23 protein-coding genes and 2 pseudogenes are annotated in these 23,752 nt (G+C 73.5%); 14 read left to right on the top strand and 11 right to left on the bottom strand.

The features are described from left to right. Positions 1 to 119 precede the first annotated feature (119 nt). The 5 genes from ACIBJE_RS23665 to ACIBJE_RS23685 form a co-directional block, all read right to left on the bottom strand. A complete protein-coding gene (locus tag ACIBJE_RS23665) occupies positions 120 to 1,163 on the bottom strand; it encodes a helix-turn-helix domain-containing protein (protein ID WP_396751726.1) in 1,044 nt (347 codons plus the stop codon). Positions 1,164 to 1,410: 247 nt separating this feature from the next. Further along, positions 1,411 to 1,914 carry a hypothetical protein gene (locus tag ACIBJE_RS23670; protein WP_396751728.1) on the bottom strand — a complete coding sequence of 168 codons (504 nt, stop codon included), beginning with the start codon at positions 1,912 to 1,914 and terminating at the stop codon, positions 1,411 to 1,413. Positions 1,915 to 1,985: 71 nt separating this feature from the next. Beyond that, entirely contained in the window at positions 1,986 to 3,623 is a 1,638-nt protein-coding gene (locus tag ACIBJE_RS23675) for a RecQ family ATP-dependent DNA helicase (protein ID WP_396751730.1), read from the bottom strand. Between the two features lie 107 nt (positions 3,624 to 3,730). Next, positions 3,731 to 4,681: a TIGR03557 family F420-dependent LLM class oxidoreductase gene (locus ACIBJE_RS23680; protein WP_396751732.1), complete on the bottom strand. Its 951-nt coding sequence runs from the start codon at positions 4,679 to 4,681 to the stop codon at positions 3,731 to 3,733. Between the two features lie 164 nt (positions 4,682 to 4,845). Next, positions 4,846 to 4,971 carry a hypothetical protein gene (locus ACIBJE_RS23685; RefSeq protein WP_396751856.1) on the bottom strand — a complete coding sequence of 42 codons (126 nt, stop codon included), beginning with the start codon at positions 4,969 to 4,971 and terminating at the stop codon, positions 4,846 to 4,848. 172 nt (positions 4,972 to 5,143) lie between these two features. Between ACIBJE_RS23685 and ACIBJE_RS23690 the strand changes: the two genes are divergently transcribed. Continuing rightward, complete coding sequence (locus tag ACIBJE_RS23690) at positions 5,144 to 6,631, top strand: glycoside hydrolase family 3 protein (RefSeq protein WP_396751734.1); 1,488 nt, start codon at positions 5,144 to 5,146, stop codon at positions 6,629 to 6,631. Positions 6,632 to 6,769: 138 nt separating this feature from the next. On the opposite strand, the gene ACIBJE_RS23695 is transcribed toward ACIBJE_RS23690, so the two are convergent. Together ACIBJE_RS23695 and ACIBJE_RS23700 are read right to left on the bottom strand one after the other, a co-directional pair. Next, complete coding sequence (locus tag ACIBJE_RS23695; RefSeq protein ID WP_396751737.1) at positions 6,770 to 7,066, bottom strand: GNAT family N-acetyltransferase; 297 nt, start codon at positions 7,064 to 7,066, stop codon at positions 6,770 to 6,772. Beyond that, the gene (locus ACIBJE_RS23700; protein WP_396751741.1) at positions 7,063 to 8,289 is read right to left on the bottom strand and encodes a cysteine desulfurase-like protein; all 1,227 of its coding nucleotides are present in this window, start codon (positions 8,287 to 8,289) and stop codon (positions 7,063 to 7,065) included. The genes ACIBJE_RS23695 and ACIBJE_RS23700 overlap by 4 nt, the downstream gene beginning before the upstream one ends. Positions 8,290 to 8,388: 99 nt before the next feature. On the opposite strand from ACIBJE_RS23700, the gene ACIBJE_RS23705 reads away from it, so the two are divergent. From ACIBJE_RS23705 to ACIBJE_RS23735, 7 genes and pseudogenes are all read left to right on the top strand, one after another. Next, the gene (locus tag ACIBJE_RS23705) at positions 8,389 to 8,754 is read left to right on the top strand and encodes a hypothetical protein (RefSeq protein ID WP_396751743.1); all 366 of its coding nucleotides are present in this window, start codon (positions 8,389 to 8,391) and stop codon (positions 8,752 to 8,754) included. A gap of 82 nt (positions 8,755 to 8,836) precedes the next feature. Continuing rightward, positions 8,837 to 9,658 (top strand): DUF1206 domain-containing protein, encoded by an 822-nt coding sequence (locus ACIBJE_RS23710; RefSeq protein ID WP_396751745.1) that lies wholly within the window; start codon positions 8,837 to 8,839, stop codon positions 9,656 to 9,658. Between the two features lie 82 nt (positions 9,659 to 9,740). After that, a pseudogene (locus tag ACIBJE_RS23715) lies at positions 9,741 to 10,949 on the top strand (mechanosensitive ion channel family protein); the annotation flags it as partial. A gap of 393 nt (positions 10,950 to 11,342) precedes the next feature. Beyond that, a complete protein-coding gene (locus ACIBJE_RS23720; RefSeq protein ID WP_396751747.1) occupies positions 11,343 to 11,777 on the top strand; it encodes a phage holin family protein in 435 nt (144 codons plus the stop codon). Beyond that, a pseudogene (locus ACIBJE_RS23725) lies at positions 11,774 to 11,989 on the top strand (DUF3618 domain-containing protein); the annotation flags it as partial. The gene ACIBJE_RS23720 and the pseudogene ACIBJE_RS23725, both read left to right, overlap by 4 nt. A gap of 221 nt (positions 11,990 to 12,210) precedes the next feature. Further along, positions 12,211 to 12,471 carry a DUF4235 domain-containing protein gene (locus ACIBJE_RS23730; protein WP_396751849.1) on the top strand — a complete coding sequence of 87 codons (261 nt, stop codon included), beginning with the start codon at positions 12,211 to 12,213 and terminating at the stop codon, positions 12,469 to 12,471. A gap of 274 nt (positions 12,472 to 12,745) precedes the next feature. Continuing rightward, positions 12,746 to 12,949 carry a cold-shock protein gene (locus ACIBJE_RS23735; protein WP_067306996.1) on the top strand — a complete coding sequence of 68 codons (204 nt, stop codon included), beginning with the start codon at positions 12,746 to 12,748 and terminating at the stop codon, positions 12,947 to 12,949. A gap of 277 nt (positions 12,950 to 13,226) precedes the next feature. Here the strand turns inward: ACIBJE_RS23735 and ACIBJE_RS23740 are convergent, their stop codons facing one another. Further along, the gene (locus ACIBJE_RS23740) at positions 13,227 to 13,424 is read right to left on the bottom strand and encodes a hypothetical protein (RefSeq protein ID WP_396751749.1); all 198 of its coding nucleotides are present in this window, start codon (positions 13,422 to 13,424) and stop codon (positions 13,227 to 13,229) included. A gap of 203 nt (positions 13,425 to 13,627) precedes the next feature. Between ACIBJE_RS23740 and ACIBJE_RS23745 the strand changes: the two genes are divergently transcribed. Then, positions 13,628 to 14,422, top strand: a complete 795-nt coding sequence (locus ACIBJE_RS23745) for a trans-aconitate 2-methyltransferase (RefSeq protein ID WP_396751751.1) — start codon at positions 13,628 to 13,630, stop codon at positions 14,420 to 14,422. Then, a complete protein-coding gene (locus ACIBJE_RS23750; RefSeq protein ID WP_396751753.1) occupies positions 14,419 to 15,444 on the top strand; it encodes an adenosine deaminase in 1,026 nt (341 codons plus the stop codon). The genes ACIBJE_RS23745 and ACIBJE_RS23750 overlap by 4 nt, the downstream gene beginning before the upstream one ends. 249 nt (positions 15,445 to 15,693) lie before the next feature. On the opposite strand, the gene ACIBJE_RS23755 is transcribed toward ACIBJE_RS23750, so the two are convergent. Both ACIBJE_RS23755 and ACIBJE_RS23760 read right to left on the bottom strand, forming a co-directional pair. After that, positions 15,694 to 17,097 carry an ATP-binding protein gene (locus tag ACIBJE_RS23755; protein WP_396751851.1) on the bottom strand — a complete coding sequence of 468 codons (1,404 nt, stop codon included), beginning with the start codon at positions 17,095 to 17,097 and terminating at the stop codon, positions 15,694 to 15,696. Positions 17,098 to 17,117: 20 nt separating this feature from the next. Continuing rightward, positions 17,118 to 17,807, bottom strand: coding sequence for a response regulator transcription factor (locus tag ACIBJE_RS23760; RefSeq protein WP_396751754.1), 690 nt, complete (start codon positions 17,805 to 17,807; stop codon positions 17,118 to 17,120). A gap of 73 nt (positions 17,808 to 17,880) precedes the next feature. Here ACIBJE_RS23760 and ACIBJE_RS23765 point away from each other — a divergent pair, with 73 nt between their 5' ends. Both ACIBJE_RS23765 and thrS read left to right on the top strand, forming a co-directional pair. Continuing rightward, positions 17,881 to 18,801: an ADP-ribosylglycohydrolase family protein gene (locus ACIBJE_RS23765; protein WP_396751756.1), complete on the top strand. Its 921-nt coding sequence runs from the start codon at positions 17,881 to 17,883 to the stop codon at positions 18,799 to 18,801. A gap of 193 nt (positions 18,802 to 18,994) precedes the next feature. Next, positions 18,995 to 20,995, top strand: a complete 2,001-nt coding sequence (gene thrS, locus ACIBJE_RS23770) for a threonine--tRNA ligase (RefSeq protein ID WP_396751758.1) — start codon at positions 18,995 to 18,997, stop codon at positions 20,993 to 20,995. Positions 20,996 to 21,055: 60 nt separating this feature from the next. Here thrS and ACIBJE_RS23775 read toward each other — a convergent pair whose 3' ends face one another. Beyond that, positions 21,056 to 21,808: a D-Ala-D-Ala carboxypeptidase family metallohydrolase gene (locus tag ACIBJE_RS23775; protein ID WP_396751761.1), complete on the bottom strand. Its 753-nt coding sequence runs from the start codon at positions 21,806 to 21,808 to the stop codon at positions 21,056 to 21,058. Positions 21,809 to 22,049: 241 nt separating this feature from the next. On the opposite strand from ACIBJE_RS23775, the gene ACIBJE_RS23780 reads away from it, so the two are divergent. Together ACIBJE_RS23780 and ACIBJE_RS23785 are read left to right on the top strand one after the other, a co-directional pair. Next, positions 22,050 to 22,565 carry an HIT family protein gene (locus ACIBJE_RS23780; RefSeq protein WP_396751853.1) on the top strand — a complete coding sequence of 172 codons (516 nt, stop codon included), beginning with the start codon at positions 22,050 to 22,052 and terminating at the stop codon, positions 22,563 to 22,565. 119 nt (positions 22,566 to 22,684) lie between these two features. Then, on the top strand, positions 22,685 to 23,743 hold the full coding sequence (locus tag ACIBJE_RS23785; RefSeq protein WP_396751763.1) for an aldo/keto reductase: 1,059 nt from the start codon (positions 22,685 to 22,687) through the stop codon (positions 23,741 to 23,743). The last annotated feature ends 9 nt before the right edge of the window (positions 23,744 to 23,752 follow it).

A 23,752-nucleotide genomic window follows, 5' to 3' on the forward strand; every position in this document is an offset into this window, starting at 1 on the left:
CGGAGAGAGCCGCCGCGGTTCGAGCCCACGTCGCGCACTGTCGAGTGGCCGGCACGACGCTGCCGCAACCCCCGTTGCCCGCGCGACACTTCCCGAGCAGCCGGTCACCGGACCGGCGGTCAGCCGGTCAGTGGCCAGTATGCCGGTGGGTTGTTGTCTCCCGGTGACACCGGGTTGACCGTCCGTGCCAACGCCTCGGCCTCCCGGTACGACTGGGGACTCATCCCGTACGCCGTCCGGAACGCTCGGCTGAAGTGGGCCTTGTCGGTGAAGCCCCACCGCCAGCCGACCGCCTGGACGGCCCGGCCGCGCAGGCGCGGGTCGGCCAGGTCCCGCCGGCAGCGCTCCAGCCGGCGGCGACGGATCAGCTGCGCGACGGTCTCCGGCTCGTCGGCGAAGAGCCGGTGCAGGGTCCGGACGGAGATGTGGTGGGCGTCGGCGACGGCCTGCGGGGTGAGTGTGGCGTCGCCGAGGTGACGGTCGATGAAGGCGAGCACCCGGGTGAGCATCGCCTGCTGCCGCACGTCGACCGGCAGCGTGTCCTCGGCGTCGAGATGCCCGGCCAGCATCGCCGCGACCAGGTCGACGGTGATGCCGGCCAGTCGGGGAGCCTCGGCGGCGGTGAACTGCTCCGGGTGCCGGACGAGCCGGTCGAGGTGCTGGGCGACGAGCGCCCCCATCCCCTCCGATCCGCTGAGCCGGCTGGCGGTGATGCGGTCCAGCTTCGCCGCGGGAATCGGCAGCATCGCCTTGGGGATCACCACGGTCAGCGCGCCCGCCTCCGGGCAGGCACCGTCCGCGGTGTGGACGATCTCGTACGGTCGGCCGTAGTCGAGGAGGGTGAACGCGTCGCGTCCCACGGCGGTGTGTCGGCGGCGGGCGCTGATCCCGCTGGATCCGGCGACGGTCAGGGCGAGCTGGTAGATGCCGGGGTCGGCCTGTCGGATGAGCTTCGGGGTGCGCCGCCCGGCCAGGGATTGGTACCGGAACCGGGTCAGCGAGACGCCGCCGAGGTCGACCAGGCGGGCGCTGCCCCGGAAGTCGGCGGCGTGCTCGCTGCTCATCATGATCGGCGCGGCAGCCCGGCCGGTGACCTCCAACCAGTACGGCCACCGGTCGGCGGGCGGCAGGCACGCGGTGTCCACGGTTTCCGTCGGCAGCATCGTCCCCCTTCCGGACCACCGGTGTCCCCATTGTCGACGAGGACACCGACAGCCGGGACGTGCGGTGTGCGCAGGGTCACCGGGCTGTCGCGTGGAGGTGCGGCCGCCCGGTGTCGGGTCGACGGAATCGGTGCCGGTGAGCTGCCGGTACACCGGCCAGCCCGCGCGGCGACGGCGTCCCGGTGGTGGTCGGCCGACGAACCCGGGTGGCCGTCCCGACGGCGGGTCGGGACGGCCGGGCCACGGGTCAGTCGTTGAGCACCTGCGCCAGACGGTCCCGGAACCGGCGCTCGGAGTCGCTGACCACGTCCCCGCCGAGGCCGAGGATCCCGCCCGTCGAGGCCGCTGTCACGACCTGGTCGGCGATCTCCACCAGCCAGTGCCGGTACGCCCCCGCCTGCCCCTCGTCCACCCGGGCGGCGAGCAGCACGGCGGCCTGCCCGGCCCGGGCGAGCACGTCGTCGATCATGGCCTGCGGGTCGGACGGCGCGAGCACCGGCAGTTCCTCACCGGCCTCCGGGTCGCCGACCCGGGAGACGATCTCCCCGGCCACGGCGGCGACCAGCGGACTCGCCGACTCCCGGCCGGACGCGATGGTCTCCAGCCCGGCGGCGCTCTCCGCCCGGGTGCGCCGGGTGCCGTCGGACTCCGCCGCGCTCGCCGCGGTCAGGACCGACTGGGGCAGGCCGACCAGTAGCCCCCATTCCTCGTCGGAGAACCCGAACCCGGTGTACGCCGGCTGTTCGATCACGGCAACGCCCCTCTCGCTGTGCACTCACCTCGACGACCCTGCGCCGCGCGGGCGGCGGGGCCGGGAACAGGCTAGACGAGGGTCAGCAACGCCTGCCCGCTCACCACGGGTACGGACAGCGTCTTGTACCCGACGTCGTCGAAGAGAACCGTCATCCGGTCCTCTTCGTACCCGAGCACCATGCCGGCTCCCCACTCCGGGTGGCGGACCTGGCTGTGCACCGGGAACGGGGGTTCCCCGGCCTGCTCGACGGTGGCGACGCTGGTGCCGGCGTGGCAGTTGTCGCAGTGTCCGCAGAGCTCGGTCATCTGCTCCCCGAAGTACGCCAGCAGCGCCTGCCCCCGGCAGCCGGTGGTCTCGGCGAAGGCCCGCATCATGTCGGTCCGGGACCGGGTGACGGTCTGCTGTTGTTCCGCCTCGACCAGCGCGGCCCGCGCGGCGTCCAGGGGCGCCGGGGCGTAACGGGGGGCACCGACGCGCTGCCGGCCCCGGGGTGCGACGGCGCCGACCTGCTCCAGCAGGGAGAGGTACTGGCCGAGCTTGCGGGGGCCGAGCCCGGTCAGCTCCCGCAGTTGCCGGCGGTTGACCGGCTTGGCGCGCAGCAGCGCGGCCAGTTCGTGCAGTTGCCGCTCGTCCGGCAGGCGGCCGGTGAAGTAGCGTTGCAGGCCGACGTCCTCGGCCTGCCAGAGCAGCAGCACGCGGGCCGGCTGGCCGTCCCGCCCGGCCCGGCCGATCTCCTGGAAGTAGCTGTCCGGCGAGTCGGGCAGGGCCATGTGCACCACCCAGGCGATGTTCGGTTTGTCGATGCCCATGCCGAACGCCGAGGTCGCCACCATGATCGGCACCTGGTCGGCGAGGAAGGCCCGGTGCAGCTCGTCCCGGGCCCCGGCCGGCATGCCGCCGTGGTAGTACTGCGCCGGGAAGCCGGCGTCGGTGAGCCGTCCGGCCAGTTCCTCCGCCGACCGTCGCGTCGGGGTGTAGAGGATCCCCGGCCGCCCGTCCTCGCGTAGCAGCGTGACCAGCCGCCGCCAGCGGTAGTCCTCGGTGGGGCAGTGCGCGACCTCCAGGAAGAGGTTCGGCCGGTCCAGCCCGGACAGCACCAGTTCCGGGTCGCGCAGGTGCAGCCGGGCGACGATGTCGTCGCGGACCGGCGGCGACGCGGTCGCGGTCAGCGCCACCACCGGCGGCCGACCGAGGCCGTCGATCAGGTGCCCGAGGGCAAGGTAGTCCGGTCGGAAGTCGTGTCCCCAGGCGGAGATGCAGTGCGCCTCGTCGATCGCCACCAGCGCCGGCTCCAGCGCGCGGACCTCGGCCAGCCGGGTCGGGTCGGCGAGCTGCTCGGGGGTGATGAAGAGGAACTCCGCCCGCCCGGCACGGACCTCGGCGAGCGCCTCGGCCTGCTGGGCGGGGGTCTCGGCGGAGCTGACCCGCACCGCCCGCAGCTCCGGCCGGCGTCGCTCGTGCAGGGCGGCGATCTGGTCCTGCTGGAGGGCGAGCAGTGGGGAGATCACCACCGTGCAGCCGGGGATCAGGCTCGCGGGGATCTGGTAGACGGCGGACTTGCCGGCGCCGGTGGGCAGGACCACCAGCGCGTCGCGCCGCTGCATCACCGCCCGCATCGCGGCGAGCTGGTTGGGCCGCAGCTCGTCCCAGCCGAACAGGTCACGCGCGGCGCGGCGCAGGGCGGTGGTGTCGCGGGATCGTGTCATCGGTGGCCGGTGGTACCCGGACCGGCCGGGGGCGAAACCGTACCTTCCCGGTTGGCCGGTGCGGGCGTTTCCGCCGGTGGCGGCGGGCGCCGTGGGGTCGGTCCGGGTCACCTGAGCCGGGGCAGGACCTCGCGCTGGTACAGGTCGAACAGCCCCTGCCAGTGCGGGCCGGTGTTGGCCACGTAGATCTCGTCGAAGCCGGCCTCGGCGTACTGGTCGATCCTGGCCAGGTGCGCGTCGGCGTCCCGACCGCAGACGAACGCCTCCCGCACCGTGTCCGGGCCCACCATCTGGGCGGCCTGCTCGAAGTGGCGCGGCGAGGGGAGCACCTGGGACAGCTCGCCCGGCACCCCGGCGTTCGGCCAGCGCTCGTACGCGATCCGCGCGCCCTCGTCGACGCTGTCGGCGTACGCGGCCTTGAAGCCGGCCTGGCACGGCTTGTCGCCGCCCCCGCCGTCGCGGAACCGGCGGACCAGGTCGGCGTCGGGAGAGGTGTTGACATAGCCGTCGCCGATCCGGGCGGCCAGGTCGACGGCCTTCGGGCCGAAGCCGGACACGTAGATCTTCGGCGGCTCCTCCGGCAGCGTGTAGATCCGGGCGTGCTCGACGGTGTAATGCCGGCCCCGGTGGTTGACGAAGCCGCCGGCCCAGAGTTCGCGCATCACCCCGACAGCCTCCTCGAGCATCTCCAACCGGACGTCCGCGCCCGGCCACGGGTCGCCGAGGATGTGCTCGTTGAGGGCCTCGCCGGAGCCGACGCCGAGCACGAACCGCCCGGAGTGCAGGACCGCGCTGGTCGCTGCGGCCTGAGCCAGCACCGCCGGGTGGATCCGGACGGTCGGACAGGTCACCGCGGTGGTCACCGGGAGCCGGCAGACCTGGCTGAGCGCGCCGATCATCGACCAGACGAACGGGCTCTGGCCCTGGGCGTCCACCCAGGGGTGGTAGTGGTCGGAGATCCACAGTGCCTCGAAGCCGGCCCGCTCGGCGCCGCGCGCCTGCTCCACGAGTTCGGCCGGGGTGAACTCCTCGCTGGACAGGAAGTAGCCGATCCGCATGTCTCCCCCTCGCCGCGTCCGGGGCGCCGGACCCTCCGGCCGGACAACCTCTGCGGTACCCCGGCGGTGACGCGTCACACCGGGCCCGGCGGGCACCGTCGGTGTCCCGCCCGCCCGGCCCGTGTCACGCCGGCCCGGAACGGGCGCGAACCGGCGCGGTCGGGTCAGCGGAACATGGCGCGGATCGCGGCGATCAGGAGCAGGCCGCCGACGACCAGTCCGAGCAGGCGGACTCCGGGGATGTCGTACCAGTCGACCTCGTCGGCGGCGATGATCAGCGAGGGATGCACCCCCGCACTGTCGCACGACCGCGCACGTCGGTGCCACGGCGCGGGTCGACCGGTCCGCCACTCTCAGTAATAGAAAGGTTTATTGACTATTAGTCGGGCCGGTGTGACCATGGCAGCACCGCAGGCGGCGGGGGAGACCGCCGCCGGGACACCGAGGGGGTACGGGGACCGCATGAGCGCACCGATGGGGAACCTGGCGAGCCTGGCCGCTGCCGTCCTGCAACCCGGCTTCGTCGGCACCACCCCGCCCCCGTGGATCTGTCGGTGGCTCGGCGAGGGGCTCGGCTCGGTGGTCCTGTTCGCCCGCAACGTCGTCGACCCGGCCCAGGTCGCCGCGCTCACCGCCGCGTTGCGCGCGGAACGGCCGGACGTGATCGTCGCCATCGACGAGGAGGGCGGCGACGTGACCCGGATCGAGTCCGGGCCGGGCAGCTCCCGCCCGGGCAACCTCGCCCTCGGCGCGGTCGACGATCCGGCGCTCACCGAGGAGGTGGCCCGGGACCTCGGCGCGGAACTGGCCGCCGCCGGCATCACCCTGAACTACGCGCCGGACGCCGACGTCAACTCCAACCCGGACAACCCGGTGATCGGGGTGCGCGCGTTCGGCGCCGATCCCGCGCTGGTCGCCCGGCACACCGCCGCCTGGGTGCGTGGCCTCCAGGCCGGCGGGGTCGCGGCCTGCGCCAAGCACTTCCCGGGACACGGCGACACCCGGGTCGACTCGCACCACGACCTGCCCCGGATCACCGCCGACCGGGCCCGCCTCGACACCGGCGAGCTGGTGCCGTTCCGGGCGGCGATCGCCGCCGGGGTGCAGGCGGTGATGACCGGGCACCTGCTGGTCCCGGCCCTCGACCCCGCCCTGCCGGCCACCCTGAGCCGACGCGTCCTGACCGACCTGCTCCGCGACGAGCTGGGCTTCCACGGTGTCGTGGTGACCGACGCGATCGAGATGCGCGCGGTCGCCGACACCTACGGCTTCACCGGTGCGGCGGTCCGGGCCCTCGCCGCCGGGGCGGACGCGATCTGCGTCGGCGGCGAAAGCGCCGACGAGGAGACCGTCCGCCGGCTGCGCGACGGCATCGTGGCCGCCGTGGTGGACGGGGAACTCCCCGAGGAACGGCTCGCCGAGGCGGCCAAGCGGGTCGGCCAACTCGCCGCCTGGACCACCACCGCCCGCGCCGACCGCCTCCGGTACGCCGGGCCGGACGGCGTCGGGTTGGCCGCCGCGCGCCGGGCGGTCCGGGTCACCACCGCCGACGGCGGGTCGCTGGTGCCGCTGACCACCCCGGCGCACGTGGTGGAGTTCGCGCCGCCCCGCAACATCGCCATCGGCGCGGAGACCCCGTGGGGGATCGGCGCGCCCCTGGCCGAGCTGCTTCCCGGCACCACCACCGTCCGGTACGCCGAGGCGGACGTCCCCGCCGCCCCGGCCGCCGGCCCGCCCGACCGTCCCCTCGTGCTGGTCGTCCGGGACCTGCACCGGCACGGGTGGATGCGGACCGCGGTGGAACGGGCCCTGGCCGTCCGCCCGGACGCGGTGGTCGTCGAACTGGGCCTGCCCGTGCTGGTCACCGGGCGGGTGCACGTCGCCACGCACGGCGCGAGCATGGCCGGGGCGCGGGCCGCCGCCGAGCTGCTCGCCCGCGTACGGCCCTGAGGTGATCGTGCCGAAGCCGGTGGGTCAGGCGTCGGCCAGTTCAGTGGGACCGGTCGCGCAACCGGCCGGCCCTTGACGGTTCCGATGCTGGCTCCGTGGCGCTCGGACCGCTGAAGCGTCTCGTCGCGCCCCGGCCTCCTACGGCTCGTCGGCCGAGGTGACGAGGTCGGTGTACTCCTGATGGTGGTCGATGAAGGCGGCCATGAACGGGCAGCGGGGGACCACCCGCGCACCGCGTCGGCGTACCTCGTCCAGCGTGCCCCGGATCAGCGCCCCACCGACGCCCTTTCCCTGGAACGCCGGGTCCACCTCGGTGTGCGTGAAGACCAGCACGTCCGCGCCGCGCGGCCGGTACGCGGTGAACCCGGCCAGCGCGTCGTCGACCAGGATCTCGAAGCGGCGGCGGGCCGGGTCGTCCTCGACGAGGTAGCTCACCCGGCCATTCTCCCTCCGCCGGAGGCCAGCCGGTCCAGTTCGGCCAGCAACCGGTCCACCTCCTCGACCGTGTTGTAGTGGTAGACGCTGGCCCGGACCGCTCCGCCGCGCTCCCGCAGCCCGAGCGCCTGGAAGTACTCGTAGGCGTAGTAGTCGCCGTGGGAGAGGCAGATCCCGGCCGCCCCGAGCGCCGTGGCGGTCGCCGCCGGGGTCAGCCCGGCCAGCCGGAACGAGACCGTCGGGCAACGCCCGGCCGGGGCCGGCAGCACGGTCACCCCGGGCAGCGTCGCCAGCCCGGCCAGCAGCCGGTCGAAGACCACCTGCTCGTGTGCCCGCGCGGCGGCCAGTCCGGCCCGGACCCGGGTCCGCCGGTCGCCCCGGACGATCGGGTCCAGCCCGGCCAGGTGCTCCACCGCGGCGGTCAGTCCGGCCAGCAGGGGGAAACTCGGTGTGCCGTACTCGAAGCGGTCCGGCACCGCGTCGGACGAGGGCCGCAGCTTCTCCGGCCGCAGCCGCTCCCAGCGGTCCGGATCGGCGACCAGCGCGGCCAGGTGCGGACCGGACCACTTGTAGGCGCTGGTGACGAAGAAGTCCGCGCCGAGGGCGGGCACGTCGGCCGGCCCGTGCGGCACGGCGTGCACCCCGTCCACGCAGACCAGCGCCCCGACCGTGTGCGCCAGCCGGGCGATCGCGGCGACGTCCGGCATGGTGCCGACGGCGTTGCTGGCGGCGGTCACCGCGACCAGACGGGTCCGCTCACGGACCAGGTCGGCGTACTGGCCGGTGGGCAGTTCCCCGGTGGCCGGGTCGAACTCCGCCCACCGCACGGTCGCCCCGGCCCGTTCGGCCGCCTGCACCCAGGGCCGGACGTTCGCGTCGTGGTCCAGCCGGGACACCACCACCTCGTCGCCGGGCCGCCAGGTGTCGCCGAGCGTCCGGGCCAGCGTGTACGTCAGGGCGGTCGCGCTCGGCCCGAGCAGCACACCCTCGGTCGCGACACCGAGCAGGTCGGCCACGGCCGCGCGGGCTTCCGCCACGATCTCCAGCGACCGGCGGCCGGGGGCGAACGCGGTGCTGCGGTTGCCCACCGCGTGGCGCATCGCCCCGGCGACCGCCTCGACGACCCCGGCCGCCGGCTGGGTGCCCGCGGCACCGTCGAAGTGCAGGTGACCCTCGGTCAGCGCCGGGTAGGCGGCCCGGACCCGGGTGACGTCGAATGACATGCGGGGCACCCTAGCGCGACCTCTGGCACCCCTGTTTCCGCCCGCCCCGGCAAGATCGTCGTGATGCTGGGGTGGATCGCGTTGCGTACTCTTGCACCCGTGACGAACCGACGCGCCACCACCGCCCTCACTCCCGCCCGCCGTGCCGCCGGTCTGGTCGCCGGCCTCGTGCTGGGTGTCGCCGTGCTCGCCGGGTGCAGCTCGGAGAACGCCTCCACCGACTGTGGACTGGACGCCTGCACCGTCACCTTCGACCGGGGCGTCGACGCCAGCGCCAACATCCTCGGCATCGAGGCCAAGCTGATCGGCGCCCAGGACGACCAGGTCACCGTCGAGGTCGCCGGCGAGCAGCTCACCCTGACCACCGGGCAGCAGGCCACCGAGGTCGGGGGCTTCACGGTGTCGGTGGACAGTGTCACCGACGCCAACGTCACGATCCGCGTGGCGCGCAACCCGGGCAACTGACCGGGTTCGGTCCCGACGACCGACCGGGGCGGGCGGCGGTGGCCGACGTTTGAGGACCATGGGGATCGGTGAATCTGCCGCCATGTCTCTCACCCACAGCGCCCAGACCACCGCCTCCCGCACCGCGAACAGCCGCTGGCTGGAGACCCTCGCCCGGGTCGGCTTCATCGGCTACGGGATCGTCCACCTCCTCTTCGCCTGGTTGGCGTTGCAGATCGCCTTCGGTCAGTCGTCCGACGACGGTGACCAGTCCGGGGCCCTGCGTACCCTCGCCGCCCAGCCGATGGGCAAGTTCCTCGTCGTCGCGATCGCGGTCGGCCTGCTCGCCATGGCGATCTGGCAGGGGCTCGAAGCCGCCGCCGGGCACCGCGCCGAGCGCGGCGGGGAGCGGGTCGCCGAGCGGATCGCCTCCGCCGGCCGCACCGTCGTCTACCTCTACTTCGCCTGGACCGCCTGGAAGGTCTTCTCCGACGCCGGCTCCAACAGCGCCGACAAGCAGGAGGCGCTCACCGGCGAGCTGATGACCTCCTCCGGCGGTCGCTGGCTGGTCGGTCTGGCCGGGCTCGGGCTCGCCGCGATCGGCGTCGGCCTGGTCGTCTACGGCGCCACCAAGCGCTTCGAGAAGCACCTGAAGACCGGCGAGATGGACGCCCGCACCCGGAAGCTGGCGCGTCGCCTCGGCATGGCCGGTTACGCCGCCAAGGGCGTCGCGTACGCTATCGCCGGCATCCTGGTCGTCGTCGCTGCGGTCAACTACGACCCGGAGAAGGCCCGCGGCCTGGACGCGGCCCTGCGGACCCTGCGCGAGCAGTCCTACGGCACGATCCTGCTCACCCTCGTCGCGCTCGGCATCGCCGCCTTCGGCGCGTACTGCTTCCTCCAGTCCCGCTACCGCAAGGTCTGAACCTGGTCGATTCGTCGTTCGGCGGGCAGCATGGTGCCTTTGCCAGCTGACCACCCCCCGCTCGGCATGAGGGAGAGAAGCAGTGCAGAGCTACCTCGGGACGGTCGTCGCCGTGCTCGCCGCGGCGGCGATCGCCCTTCTGGCGGTCGAGGTGACCCATCGGCTGGTCCGCCGGCTCGGTCGGAACTCGCTGCTGATGGGGGAGCTGGCCGACCACGCGCACCGGCCGTTGAAGGTCGCCACCACGGTGCTGGCCGTCCAGTTCGGCATCCGGTTCAGCACCGGCTACGCGGTCGGCGACCAGTGGCGGCAGGTGGTGCTGCACCTGCTGGTGCTCTGCGTGATCGCCAGCACCGCCTGGCTGGTGGCCGCGCTGCTCGTGGTCACCGAGGACGTCGCGCTGGCCCGGTTCCGGATCGACGTGCCGGACAACCGGCACGCCCGCCGGGTGCGTACCCAGGTGGTGATGCTGCGCCGGCTCACCATCGCGGTGATCGTGGTGCTCACCGTCGGCGTGATGCTGATGACCTTCCCCAGCGTCCGGGGCATCGGCGCCGGCGTACTGACCAGCGCCGGTGTGGTCGGCGTGGTCGCCGCCCTGGCCGCGCAGAGCCTGCTCGGCAACGTCTTCGCCGGCCTGCAACTGGCCTTCAGCGACGCGGTGCGCCTCGACGACGTGGTCGTCGTCGAGGGGGAGTGGGGCCGGATCGAGGAGCTGACCCTCAGCTACGTGGTGGTCCAGATCTGGGACGACCGGCGGCTGATCCTGCCCACCTCGTACTTCACCAGCAAGCCGTTCCAGAACTGGACCCGGACCCAGGCCGCCGTGCTCGGCACCGCCGAGTTCGACCTCGACTGGGCGGTGCCGGTGCAGGCCATGCGCGAGGAGTTGCGCCGCCTGGTCGAGAGCACCGAACTCTGGGACGGCCGGGTCTGCGTGCTCCAGGTCACCGACGCCACCGGCGGGAACGTCCGTATCCGGGCCCTGGTCAGCGCCGCCAACGCCGGCAACCTGTTCGATCTGCGGTGCCTGGTCCGCGAGCACCTGGTCGGCTGGGTACGCGAGCAGCGCCCCACCGCCATGCCCCGGACGCGCACCGAGCTGGGCGACGCCACCAGCGACCTGCCCTGGCAGTGGGTGCAGCCGCGCCGTCCGGTCCGTCGCCGCCCGGACGGCAACCCCCCGGACGGCAACCCCCCGGACGACGCCCGCCTCTTCGGCGGCAGCGACGACGGTGACGCCCGCAGCGAGGCCTTCGTCGGCCCGGACGAGCCGGACGACGGCCACCGCCGCAACGGGGACGAGCCGGACCCCTCCCGTCGCCGGCCGGCCGACGGTCACGGGCGGGTCGACGGTCACGGGCAGGTCGACGGTCACGGGCAGGTGGACGCCGGGCGGGCCGCCGAGCCGGCCGACAACCACCGCTGATCCCGGGGCGACTCCCCGTCCCATCCCACCGGTGCGCCGGACCGGACGTCACCTCGCCGCCCGCGCGGCGTTGCACCTGTCGGGCACTCCTGCGTCCGACCCCGCCGTCCGCCGGTCTGCTCCGCTTTTGGGTTTGAGCGGGTGGTTTGTGGGGACGTGCCGCTCGGCGCGGTCCGGTTCGACTGGTCGCCCCGCGCAGGATTGATCCCTGGCGACTCAGGGCATACAGCGCGGTGATGAAGAAAGGAGGACAGCATGGCTGAAGTCGCGAACCCCGGTACGTCCCGGGCCCGCAACGAGCCGTCCACCGCCGAGCTGGTGCAGCGCGCCACGGAGCAGGTGTCCCGACTCGTCCGGGACGAGCTGGCGCTGGCCCGCGCGGAGTTGACCGAGAAGGGCAAGCACGCCGGCATCGGGGTCGGCCTCTTCGGCGGCGGCGGGGTGCTCGCCATGTACGGGCTCGGCGCACTGCTCACCGCCGTCGTCCTGCTGCTGGCGCAGGCGCTGCCGGCGTGGGTGGCCGCCCTGATCGTGGCCGTGGTGCTCTTCGCGGTCGCGGGGATCCTCGCCCTGGTCGGCAAGAAGCAGGTCAGCCAGGCGGTCCCGCCGGTGCCGGCGGCGGCGGTCCGCAGCGTCCGCGCGGACGTCGACACGGTCACCGCCGCGGTCCGGGACAGGGGGCGGTCATGACGGGCAACGGAAGCGGGGACCCGGAGGCCCTCCGCGAGGAGATCCGACGGACCCGGATCGAACTGGGTGAGACGGTGGAGGCGCTCGCCGCCAAGGTCGACGTCAAGGCGCGGTTGCGCGAGTCGGCCGAACAGGCCCGGGAGCGGGTGCGCGAGCAGGCCGGGCAGGCGAAGGAACGGGTGCGCGAGCAGGCCGGGCAGGCGAAGGAACGGGTGCGGGACCAGGCGGGTCAGGTCCGCAGCCAGGCGGCCCTGACCATGGCCAAGGTACGCGGACAGGCCGCGCAGACGGCCGGGACGGCGCGTGTCCAGGCGCAGGGGACGGGCACGATGGTGCGCCGCGACCCGGTGCCGTGGGCGGTGGTCGCGGCCGGCGCGCTGGCGACCGTGGTGGTGTTGTTGATCGTCCGGGGGAGGCGCAGGTGAGCAGGGGTATCAACAGGGCCGCGTACAAGCCGGTGGGTGTGCTCCTCGGTCTGGCCGCCGGTGCGGTCGCCGGTGTGCTGTTCCGGCAGGTGTGGAAGATGACCGCGGGGGACGGCGAGGCGCCCAGTGCCACCGACGAGGATCGTGGCTGGGGCGAGATCCTGGCCGCCGCCGCCCTCCAGGGTGCGATCTTCTCGGCGGTGCGGGCGGCGGTCGACCGCGGTGGCGCGGTCGGCGTCCGTCGGCTGACCGGCCAATGGCCGGACTGAGCGGCGCTCCCCGGCCCCCGTCCGACGTCCGGACGGGGGCCGTGGCATGTCCACCCGGCCCGGTTCCCGGCACCCTTCGGGTCACATGTAGGAGAATTTCGTCAGGTAGGCTGTGGCAGAGTTTTTGCGTACGTGGTTTGCTGTTCCCCGCTGTTGAGAGATGGCGTGGGTTGAGCGAAGTCTCCTGCCAGGGGGCCGTCTCAGGCGCCGCTGCTCGAAAACGGCCAACCGGCCGCACGGCGTGCTCGGCCGCCAGTTTTAGAAGGAGATTCACATGGCGCAGGGAACCGTGAAGTGGTTCAACGCAGACAAGGGCTTCGGCTTCATCACCGTCGACGGCGGGGGTGCTGACGTGTTCGTCCACTTCTCGGCCATCCAGTCCAGCGGCTACCGTTCGCTGGAGGAGAACCAGCGGGTGGAGTTCGAGATCGCCCAGGGCCAGAAGGGCCCGCAGGCGGAGCAGGTCCGTCCCCTCTGAGCAGCACCGGCCGGCCCCCGCCGGCCAGCCGGCTGACCCGCGCCGTTGGGTCCGCCCCCGTGAAGCCCCGTGTCCGGCCCGGACGCGGGGCTTTCCGCATCTGCCGCCGACGGGCGGGAGGAGCGCCGGGGCCATCCGGCCGGTCGGGCTCCGACCGTTCCTGCGGAACCAGCGCCACCCGTCGCGCCACAGCACGCACTCCGTCCTGGTCGGACACGCACCCGACTCGCCGCCCCACCGATTCGGACGGTGCCTCCGGCCGTCGGTCAGCCGGTGCTCAGGGACGCGGGCGTCGGGCGCGCATCCCGAGCCAGAGCCCCGCGGCCCCGCCCAGCACGAGCAGCGGGCCGAGCACCGCCCAGATCCGCTGGTCGGTCATCACGCTGCCGCTGACGTAGCCCAGCCCCTGCACCGTCCAGACCGTACCGACCACGACGGCCAACAGGCCGAGCGTGAGTGGAAGCCACCCCTTCACCGTCTCCCCTCCCTGCCGTGGCACGGCTGTCGTGCCACCTCCTGCGTGCCCGTCGGCGGGGGCCGGGCTCACCACCGCCCGCCCGGCGGCCCGGCCGGTCGAAGGTACGCTGCCTCATCCGGCTGAGCCTAGTGATCCGGTCGCCGGAAGGCGCGCGGGGTCGCACGATCCAGCAGGACACACGTACGGTTTGGAGGTTTGCCGTGTGGGATCCGACCAGCTACCTGCGTTACACCGACGAGCGGTCCCGCCCCTTCCATGACCTGATGGCCCGCGTCCCGGTGCGGCGTCCCCGGGCCGTGGTCGATCTGGGGTGCGGCCCCGGGCACCTCACCGCGACCCTGGCGGACCGGTGGCCGGAGAGCCGGATCCTCGGCATCGACTCGTCCCCGACGATGATCGACCAGGCCGGGCGGCAGGACACGCCGGTCACCTTCACCGTCGGCGACCTGCACGACTGGCGCCCCGGCCCGGACGTCGACGTGCTGCTCGCCAGCGCGGTGCTCCAGTGGGTGCCCGGCCACCAGCGGCTGCTCACCCGGTGGGCGCGGGAGCTGCCGCCCGGTGCCTCGCTGGCGGTGCAGGTGCCCGCCAACTACGATGCCCCCTCGCACCGCACCCTGTGGGCGGTGGCCGACCAGGGGCCGTGGCGGGCCGAACTCCTTCCGCTGCTGCGCGAGGCCCCGGTGCGGGACGCCGTGGCGTACGCCGAGCTGATGACCGACGCCGGGTGCGCGGTGGACGCCTGGGAGACCACCTACGTGCACCTCCTGCCGGCCTCGGCGGACGCCGACCATCCCGTGTTCACCTGGCTGGAGGGGACGGCCCTGCGCCCGATCCGGGCAGCTCTCAACGACGCCACCTGGGACCGGTTCCGCGTGGCGCTGGGCAACCGGCTTGCCGAGCAGTACCCGGTCCGGCACGGTCAGGTGTACTTCCCGTTCCGCCGCGTCTTCTTCGTGGCCCGTACCCCCGCCCGCGCAGAGGAGAAACTGTGACCGACCTGTCCTCGTTCATCGCCGGACTGCCCAAGGTGGAGCTGCACGTGCACCACGTCGGCTCCGCCTCGCCCCGGATCGTCGCCGAGCTGGCCGCCCGGCACGAGGGGCGCAGCCCGGTGCCGGCCGACCCGGAGGCGCTGGCCGCCTACTTCGAGTTCCGCGACTTCGCCCACTTCATCGAGGTCTACCTCAGCGTGGTCGACCTGGTCCGGGACGACACCGACGTCTGGATCCTCACCCACGAGGTGGCCCGGGAACTGGCCCGCCAGCAGGTCCGCTACGCGGAGCTGACCATCACGCCGTACTCGCACGTGCGCCGGGGCATCCCGGCGCCGGCCTTCTGCGAGGCGATCGAGGACGCCCGCAAACGGGCCGAGGCGGACTTCGGCATCGAGCTGCGCTGGTGCTTTGACATCCCGGGCGAGGCCGGGCTGCCGGCGGCCGAGGAGACCCTGCGCATCGCCCTCGACCAGCGTCCGGACGGGCTGATCTCGTTCGGTCTGGGCGGTCCGGAGATCGGCGTGCCCCGTCCGCAGTTCAAGCCGTACTTCGACCAGGCGCGGGCCGCCGGGCTGCGCTCCGCCCCGCACGCGGGGGAGACCACCGGCCCGCAGACCGTCTGGGACGCGCTCCGGGACCTGGGCGCGGAGCGGATCGGGCACGGCATCTCCGCCGCGCAGGACCCGGAACTCCTCGCCCACCTCGCGCAGCGGCGCATCGCGTTGGAGGTCTGCCCCACCTCCAACCTGCGGACCCGGGCCGTGGCGAGCCTCGACGCGCACCCGCTCGGGCGCCTCGTCGAGGCCGGGGTGCTGGTCACCATCAACTCCGACGACCCGCCGATGTTCGGCACCACCCTCAACGACGAGTACGCCGTGGCGGCCCGGCTGCTCGGGCTGGACGCGGCGGGGGTGGCCGGGCTGGCCCGCGACGCGGTGACTGCGGCCTTCCTGCCCGATCCGGAGAAGCGGCGGCTCACCGCCGAGATCGACGCCTACCTCGCGGCGGCGGCCGGCTGAGCCGGCGGTCCGGGAGGGTACGCGCGACGGGGGTTGGTGTGGGGGACCGCGCCCCCGCCGCGCGTGGGCTCCACCGGCCGGTGGGAATGATTCCCGGGGCGTAGACCGGTGGAACGATGGAACTGATGGGTTCGCGTCCCCGAGCCTGCCAGCCGGTGCGCCGGGGTGGTCGATCATTAAGCCGGATCTAAGGAAGACCTGAGCCGGCCGAAAGCGAATCCTCCCCGGAACCGCCGGACCGCCGGGATCTCAGTCGTCCGAAGGGCGGGGGCGGGGCCAGCGACGACGCCCACCGGGCTCCCGTTCGCGGGCCATCCGGCCGACCAGTCCGAACCGGTTGACCGGCCGGGGCGTCGCCTCCGGGTCGGCCAGCAGCATCACCACGCTGGCCCCACCCAACCGGGCACGGTCGATGCTCACCGACCCGCTGGCCTGCAAGGCGACCCGCCGGGCGATGTCCAGCCCGAGACCGGTGGAGCCCTGGTCGCTGGCCCCTCGGCGCAGCGCCCGGTCGGGATCGGCGATCCCCGGGCCGGCGTCGTCGATGCGCAGTGCCACGTAGCCGTCCCGGCGGGAGAGCGCCACCTCGAACGCGGTGCCCTGCGGGGTGTAGCGGAAGACGTTGCCGATCACCGCGTCGAGCGCGGCGGCCAGTTCCGCCCGGGGCACCGGCGCCGGGATGCGTACCTGTGCCCCGGTCACCCGGTGCGGCCGGTTCTGGTCCCCGGCCAGCGCCGACCAGAACACCATCCGGTCCCGGACCACCTCGCTGACATCGCACATCGCCGGGCCGGGTTCCTGGGCTACCGCCTTGCGGGTGGTCTTGATCAGGACGTCCACCTCACCCTCGAGGGTGACGATCGCCTGCCGGATCCGCCGGATGCTCCGCCGCCGGTCCAGCTCGTCCTCGCTGAACGTGCCGACGCTGGTGTCGTCGGAGTCCAGCGCCTCGGCGTCCAGCCGCAGCACGGTCAGCGGGGTGCGCAGGCGGTGCGACAGGTCGGCGACCAGTTCCCGCTCGTCGGTACGGGTGGAGACCAGCCGGTCGGCCATCCGGTTGAAGGCGTACCCGGCCTCGGCCAGCTCGCGCGGACCGCTCGGCTCGATCCGGACCGCCAGCTCGCCCTCGCCGATCGCGCCGGCGGCCCGGACCAGGCTGCGGGCCGCGTCGGTGGCGCGGGCGGCGAACCGGTCGACCACGACGACCATGGCGCCCACCAGGGCCACGGCCACCCCGCCGAGCAGCAGCCAGGTGCGGGTGCCGCCGCCCTCGGTCGCCGACGCCGGCACGAAGACCTCCACCACCGCGACCTGGTCGCCGAGGACCACCGGGTCCAGCCGGACCAGCCCGCCGGGCACGTCGACGACGAGCGAGTGCCGGTCCAGACCGGCCCGGGCCACGTCCGCCTGGTCGGCCCGGCCGCCGGGGTCGCCGCCGAGCCCGTGGACGACGGGCCGGGTGGCCGGGTCGCCCCCGGTCGCCTCCACGGCGCGGGCGACGTCCTCGGCTCTGGTGCTGACCGCGAGGGTGCCGGTGACCAGGGCGGCGCGGCGCGCGGCGTCGGCCAGCGCCTCCTCCCGGGCCCGGTCCTGCATCGTCGTGCCGAGCGGGATCAGGAACGCCAGCGCCACCAGGGTGCCCATCCCGGCCACCAGGGACGCCAGCGCCACCCTCAGTCCGGTGCCACCAGCCGGAAGCCCACCCCCCGCACGGTGCGCAGGTAGCGCGGCTTCGCCGCGGACTCGCCCATCTTTCGGCGCAGCCAGTACAGATGAACGTCGATGGTCTGGTCCTCGCCGACCGACGGCTGACGCCATACTTCCTCCAGGAGTTCCCGGCGGGACACTACCCGCCCGGGACGCGCCGCCAGATACGCCAGCAGGTCGAACTCCTTGCGGGTGAGCGCCAGCGGCTCCCCGTCGAGGTGCGCGCTGCGCTCACCCACGTCCACCCGGAGCCCGCCGACGGTGTGCACGACCGGCTGGATGCTGCGGCTGGCCCGCCCGGCCCGGCGCAGGACCGTGGTGATCCGGGCGTCCAGGTGCGCGCCGGTGAATGGCTTGACCATGTAGTCGTCCGCGCCGGCGCGCAGCAGCCGGACCACCGACTGCTCGTCGTCGCGGGCGGTGGCGATGATGATCGGGACGTCGGTGATCCCGCGCAGCATCCGCAGCGCGTCGGAGCCGTCGAGGTCGGGCAGACCCAGGTCGAGTACGACCAGGTCCGGGGTCTCGGCGGCGACCCGGCGCAGCGCCTCCAACGCCGTGCCGACCGCGTGCACGGCGTGCCCCCGGTCGGACAGGGAACGCAGCATCGCGCCGCGAACGACATGGTCATCTTCGACCAGGAGCACGGTGGCCACGCCAAGACGGTACTTCCCCTGGCAAGCGGGTCGCGTTGCGGCATACCGGCAGGCCGGGCAAGCTGGTTCAGCGATGTCCTTCACGATCTTCACCGATACCCGACTCGCGCTCGCCCGGGACAGCCTCGCGGGGCTCTCGGTCGGCGACGCGCTCGGCTCCCAGTACTTCGTACCCGGCAACACCCCGACGGATCTGGCCGCAGGTCGGCTCCCCGCCGCACCCTGGTCGTGGACCGACGACACCGAGATGGCCTGCTCCGTGCTGCGTGCCCTGGCCACCGCCGGGCAGATCGACCGGGACGCCCTGGCTCTGGCCTTCGCCGAGCGCGCCGAGCCGTACCGGGGGTACGGGCCCGGCGCGGTGAGCATCCTGCGGCTGATCCGTACCGGCACTCCGTGGCCGATGGCCGCCGCCGCCGCGTTCGACGGGCAGGGCTCCTGCGGCAACGGGGCGGCGATGCGGGTCGCCCCGCTGGGCGCGTACTTCGCCGACTCCACCGCCCGGGCCGCCGCACAGGCCCGGGCGTCCGCCGAGGTAACCCACGCCCACCCCGAGGGGGTCGCCGGCGCGGTGGCGGTCGCCGTCGCCGCCGCGCTGGCCGCCCGGGGCCGCCTCGACGGGCAGCGGCCGGACCCCGCCCGGCTGCTCGCCGGCGTCGCCGGGGCCCTCGACCCGGCCGGCGAGGTGCACCGGGGCGTCCGCCGGGCGGCCGACCTGCGGAACCGGTCGCTGGCCGAGGCGGTCGACACGCTCGGCAACGGCTCCCGGGTCACCGCCCAGGACACCGTGCCGTTCACCCTCTGGGTGGCCGCCCGGCACCTGGCCGACTATCCGGCGGCGATCCGCGCGTGCGTCGAGGCCGGCGGCGACGTGGACACCACGGCGGCGATCGTCGGGGGCGTCGTCGCCGCGTACACCGGGGCCGGTGTGCCCGGTGGGGTGCCCACCGACTGGTTGGCCGCCCGCGAGCCGCTGCCGGCCTGGCTCACCTGACGCCACCGCCCGGTCGCCGCCCCACCTGCGGTCGTCACCCGCTGCGCCGGGGTGGTTGCAGGGGACCCTTCCTCGGCAAGAAGCGGTAACAGGGGTCCCCTCCTTTCCCGGCGGCGGTGCGAGGCGGGGGGACCGATAGCATCGGCGCAGGGCCGTACCTCGGCCTTTTCCGTGACGTTCTGGAGGAGCCATCGTGTCCGCACCCCGTACCCCCGCAGTGGCCGACCCCGTCGTCGTCGCCGCCGGGACGACGGCGGCCGACGCGGTGGCGGCGGCCGGGCTGCCCGCGACCGGCCCCAAGGCGATCGTGGTGGTCCGTGACCCGCAGGGCCAGCTGCGCGACCTGGACTGGAAGCCGGCCGAGGACACCGAGGTCGAGCCGGTGAGCCTGGACTCCCCGGACGGGCTGGACGTGCTGCGCCACTCGACCGCGCACGTGCTCGCCCAGGCCGTGCAGGACGTTTTCCCGGAGGCGAAGCTCGGCATCGGCCCGCCGATCGAGAACGGCTTCTACTACGACTTCGACGTCGACAAGCCGTTCCAGCCCGACGACCTGGCGAAGCTCGAGAAGCGGATGCAGGAGATCGTCAAGTCCGGGCAGCGGTTCCGGCGGCGGCGCTTCAACAGCCTCGACGAGGCGAAGGCGGAGCTGGCCGACGAGCCGTACAAGCTCGAGTTGATCGACGTCAAGGGCGAGGGGCTGGACTCCTCCGAGGTGATGGAGGTCGGCGGCGGCGAGCTGACCATCTACGACAACCTCGCCGCCAACGAGGAGAAGGTCTGCTGGTCGGACCTGTGCCGGGGCCCGCACCTGCCGAACACCCGGTTGATCGGGGCGTTCAAGCTGATGCGTTCGGCCGCCGCGTACTGGCGGGGCAGCGAGAAGAACCCGCAGCTCCAGCGGGTGTACGGCACCGCCTGGCCGACCCGGGACGAGCTGAAGGCGTACCTGAAGCTGCTTGAGGAGGCCGCCCGGCGCGACCACCGCAAGCTCGGGGTGGACCTGGACCTGTTCAGCTTTCCCGACGAGCTGGGGTCGGGGCTGGCGGTCTTCCACCCCAAGGGCGGGATCATCCGTCGGGAGATGGAGAACTACTCGCGGATCAAGCACGAGCAGGCCGGCTACGCGTTCGTCAACACCCCGCACATCACCAAGGGCAACCTGTACGAGGTCTCCGGGCACCTGGACTGGTACGCCGACGGAATGTTCCCGCCCATGGAGGTGGAGGGCGCGAACTACTACCTCAAGCCGATGAACTGCCCGATGCACGACCTGATCTTCCGGTCCCGGGGGCGGTCCTACCGTGAGCTGCCGCTGCGGATGTTCGAGTTCGGCACGGTCTACCGGTACGAGAAGTCCGGTGTGGTGCACGGCCTGACCCGGGTGCGCGGGATGACCCAGGACGACGCGCACATCTTCTGCACCGAGGAGCAGATGGCCGGCGAGCTGAAGTCGCTGCTGGCCTTCGTGCTCGAACTGCTGCGCGACTACGGTCTGGACGACTTCTACCTGGAACTCTCCACCCGTAACCCGGAGAAGTCGGTCGGCACCGACGAGAACTGGGAGCGGGCCACCGAGGCGCTGCGCTCGGCGGCCGAGGAGTCCGGCCTCAACCTGGTCCCCGACCCGGGCGGCGCGGCCTTCTACGGCCCGAAGATCTCGGTGCAGGCCAAGGACGCCATCGGCCGGACCTGGCAGATGTCCACCATCCAGGTCGACTTCAACCTGCCCGAGCGGTTCGGGCTGGAGTACCAGGCCGCGGACGGCACGCGGCAGCGGCCGGTCATGATCCACCGGGCACTGTTCGGGTCGATCGAGCGGTTCTTCGGGGTGCTCACCGAGCACTACGCGGGCGCGTTCCCGGCCTGGCTGGCCCCGGTACAGGTGGTCGGCATCCCGATCCGGGAGGAGCACACCGACTACCTGCGCCAGTTCGTCGACACGCTGCGCGGGCAGGGGATCCGCGCCCAGGTCGACGCGGGCGACGACCGGATGCAGAAGAAGATCCGGACCGCCCAGCAGCAGAAGGTCCCGTTCATGGTGATCGCCGGGGACGACGACGTGGCCGCCGGCACCGTCTCGTTCCGCTACCGGGACGGGTCGCAGCGCAACGGGGTGCCGGTCGACGAGGCGGTGGCGCACGTGGCCGAGGTGGTCCGCTCCCGCGTCAACGCCGGCCCGTCGGCCGCCTGACCTCCGAACGCACACGAGGCCCCCGCCAGCGGCGGGGGCCTCGGCGTACGGGTGGGGGGATCAGATTCCGCAGCTCGGGGCCGACCAGGAGCGGCTCGGGGTGTTGCCCAGGTGGACGTGGTCGTTGTGGCCGGGGTAGCCCGGGCCGAGGATGTTGGTGAAGCCGTGGTTGCGGGCCTGCTGGGAGAAGGCGCAGAACGAGTGGACGCCGACCAGGTCCACGCCGTCGCCGTAGAGGTGCCGGCTGTTGGACGCCCCGCCGACCGCGCTGTTGCAGGAGTAGCTACGGAAGCCGCTGCTGATGTTGATCGGCGCGCTGCCCATCGCCCGCCGCATGGCCTGGAGCTTCCACATCGAGACCAGCGCGTTGAATTTGGCGCTGCTGGCCGAGACGGCCCCGCCGGACCAGTTGCTGTTGCACCGGTTCCACTCGGCGTAGGTGAAGTTGACCGGAGTGCAGTCGTCGTCCTGGAGCTCGTAGAGCTTGGCCTGCGTGGCCGGGCCGGCGTAGCCGTCGGCGGCCAGGCCGTACGCCTGCTGGAAGCGGATGAGCGCGGACCGGGTGGCCGGGCCGAAGGCACCGTCGAGGGCGAGCACCGCGCCGTAGCCCGGGTAGCCGGAGAGCCGGATCTGGAGCTGGCGGACGTCCTCACCGGACATGCCGGAGGAGAGCGTGCGACCCCAGGTGTAGCAGCCGTCGGCCTGCGCCGCGCTGCTCGTCACGGTCACGCCGACCAGGCTGGCGACGGCGGCGAGCGCGCAGGCCGTCAGGGCGCGCCCCAGGCGGCGGAGAACGGTGGTACGTCGGTTCACGACACACTCCCATCGACGATCATCACAATAGACCGGGATGGAAGTTTCATTGACTGCGGCCGAGGCGTCAATATTCTTCACACATTCTTAATCTGGCTCTGGGGGATGATGGGGGCATAGATGGTCATATGTCGTTGGTGCGCCCCGCTCCCGGCGGGCGCCACCGGGCCACCCGGGAGCGCCCGGCCGGGAACGTAGGATCGGAGGCGTGACAGGGGCGGAACGGCACACGGACAGCGGCATGGCCGACGGCCTGGAGCGGCTCTGGACCCCGCACCGGATGACCTACATCACCGGCGGGGACCGGCCCGACGGCGGATACGAGAAGCCCGCCGGCTGCCCGTTCTGCCGGGCCCCCGGGCTGGGTCCGGAGGGGAGCCTGGTGGTGGCCCGGGGCGAGCACGTCTTCGCGGTGCTCAACCTCTACCCGTACAACCCGGGGCACCTGCTGGTCTGCCCGTACCGGCACGTCGCCGACTACACCGACCTCGACCTGGCCGAGACCGCCGAACTGGCCGCCTTCACGCAGACCGCGATGCGGGTGGTACGCCAGGTCAGCAACGCCCACGGCTTCAACCTCGGCATGAACCAGGGCGGGGTGGCCGGGGCCGGCATCGCCGCGCACCTGCACCAGCACGTGGTGCCCCGCTGGGGTGGGGACGCCAACTTCATGCCGGTGATCGGGCAGACGAAGGTCCTGCCGCAGTTGCTCACCGACACCCGTGACCTGCTCGCCAAGGCCTGGCCGTCGGCCTGAACCTGCTCGCCAGGACCCGGCCGTCGGCCTGACCAACCGTCCGTTCTATCGCATGTGTCCTGTCTGCGGGGTGTGACGGCCTACCGCGCGCCCTCGCGTCCGGGTGACAGGATCGACCGGTGGCAGTGACGACGCGGCGACTGGGCCGCAGTGGCATCGAGGTCAGCGCTCTCGGCATGGGGTGCTGGGCGATCGGCGGTCCCTGGGCCGACGGGAGCCGGCCACTGGGGTGGGGGCCGGTCGACGACACCGAGTCCGTCCGGGCGGTCCGCCGCGCCCTCGACCTCGGGATCACCCTCTTCGACACCGCCGACACGTACGGCGCCGGACACGGCGAGCGGATCCTCGGCCGGGCACTGGCCGGGCGGCGGGACGAGGCGCTCGTCGCCACCAAGTGGGGCTGGACCTTCGACGAGGCCACCCGGCAGGCCACCGGGCGGGACGCCTCACCGGCATACCTGCGCCGGGCGGTGGTCGACTCGCTGCGCCGGCTCGGCACCGACCGGATCGACCTCTACCAGCTGCACCTGGCCGACCTGCCGGTCCCGCGCGCCGAGGCGCTGGTCGGCACGCTGGAGGACCTGGTCGCCGAGGGGCTCGTCCGGGCGTACGGGTGGAGCACCGACCACCCCGACCGGGCCGCCGCCTACGCCCGGACGGGCGCGCACCACACCGCCGTCCAGCACAACCTGTCGGTGCTGCGCGACGCCCCGGCCATGCTCGCCGTCTGCGACAAGTACGACCTGGCCGCGATCTGCCGGGGACCGCTCGGCATGGGCCTGCTCACCGGCAAGTACACCACCGGCTCGACGCTGCCGCCCGACGACGTCCGGGGCGTCACCTCCGGCTGGCTCGACTGGTTCCGGGGCGGACGTCCCGCCCCGGAGTGGCTGCGCCGGGTGGCCACGGTCCGGGCCGCCCTCACCGCCGACGGGCGGACCCTCGCCCAGGGCGCGCTGGGCTGGATCTGGGCCCGCAGCGACCGGACCGTCCCCATTCCCGGCTGCCGGACCGTGGCCCAGGTGGAGGAGAACGCCGGCGCGCTGCACCGGGGGCCGCTGCCACTGGACCAGTTCGCCGAGGTGGAACGGCAGCTCGCCGCCCTGCGCACCGCCGCCCTCCGGGACGCCGACCGCCCCTACTGGCCGGCTCCCACGCTCCCCGGGGTGCGCCCCTGACCCCTTCCG

Origin of the sequence: Micromonospora sp. NPDC050187, from assembly GCF_044459745.1 — a bacterium.
In the GTDB taxonomy this organism is placed as follows: Bacteria; Actinomycetota; Actinomycetes; order Mycobacteriales; family Micromonosporaceae; genus Micromonospora.

Bases quoted from the DNA above. Each gene is read 5' to 3' on its own strand.
- ACIBJE_RS23710 (WP_396751745.1), top strand. From the start codon at position 8,837: ATGTCTCTCACCCACAGCGCCCAGACCACCGCCTCCCGCACCGCGAAC.
- ACIBJE_RS23735 (WP_067306996.1), top strand. From the start codon at position 12,746: ATGGCGCAGGGAACCGTGAAGTGGTTCAACGCAGACAAGGGCTTCGGC.
- ACIBJE_RS23675 (WP_396751730.1), bottom strand. From the start codon at position 3,623: ATGACACGATCCCGCGACACCACCGCCCTGCGCCGCGCCGCGCGTGAC.
- ACIBJE_RS23690 (WP_396751734.1), top strand. From the start codon at position 5,144: ATGAGCGCACCGATGGGGAACCTGGCGAGCCTGGCCGCTGCCGTCCTG.
- ACIBJE_RS23665 (WP_396751726.1), bottom strand. From the start codon at position 1,163: ATGCTGCCGACGGAAACCGTGGACACCGCGTGCCTGCCGCCCGCCGAC.
- ACIBJE_RS23720 (WP_396751747.1), top strand. From the start codon at position 11,343: ATGGCTGAAGTCGCGAACCCCGGTACGTCCCGGGCCCGCAACGAGCCG.
- ACIBJE_RS23680 (WP_396751732.1), bottom strand. From the start codon at position 4,681: ATGCGGATCGGCTACTTCCTGTCCAGCGAGGAGTTCACCCCGGCCGAA.
- ACIBJE_RS23700 (WP_396751741.1), bottom strand. From the start codon at position 8,289: ATGTCATTCGACGTCACCCGGGTCCGGGCCGCCTACCCGGCGCTGACC.
- ACIBJE_RS23780 (WP_396751853.1), top strand. From the start codon at position 22,050: ATGGCCGACGGCCTGGAGCGGCTCTGGACCCCGCACCGGATGACCTAC.
- ACIBJE_RS23765 (WP_396751756.1), top strand. From the start codon at position 17,881: ATGTCCTTCACGATCTTCACCGATACCCGACTCGCGCTCGCCCGGGAC.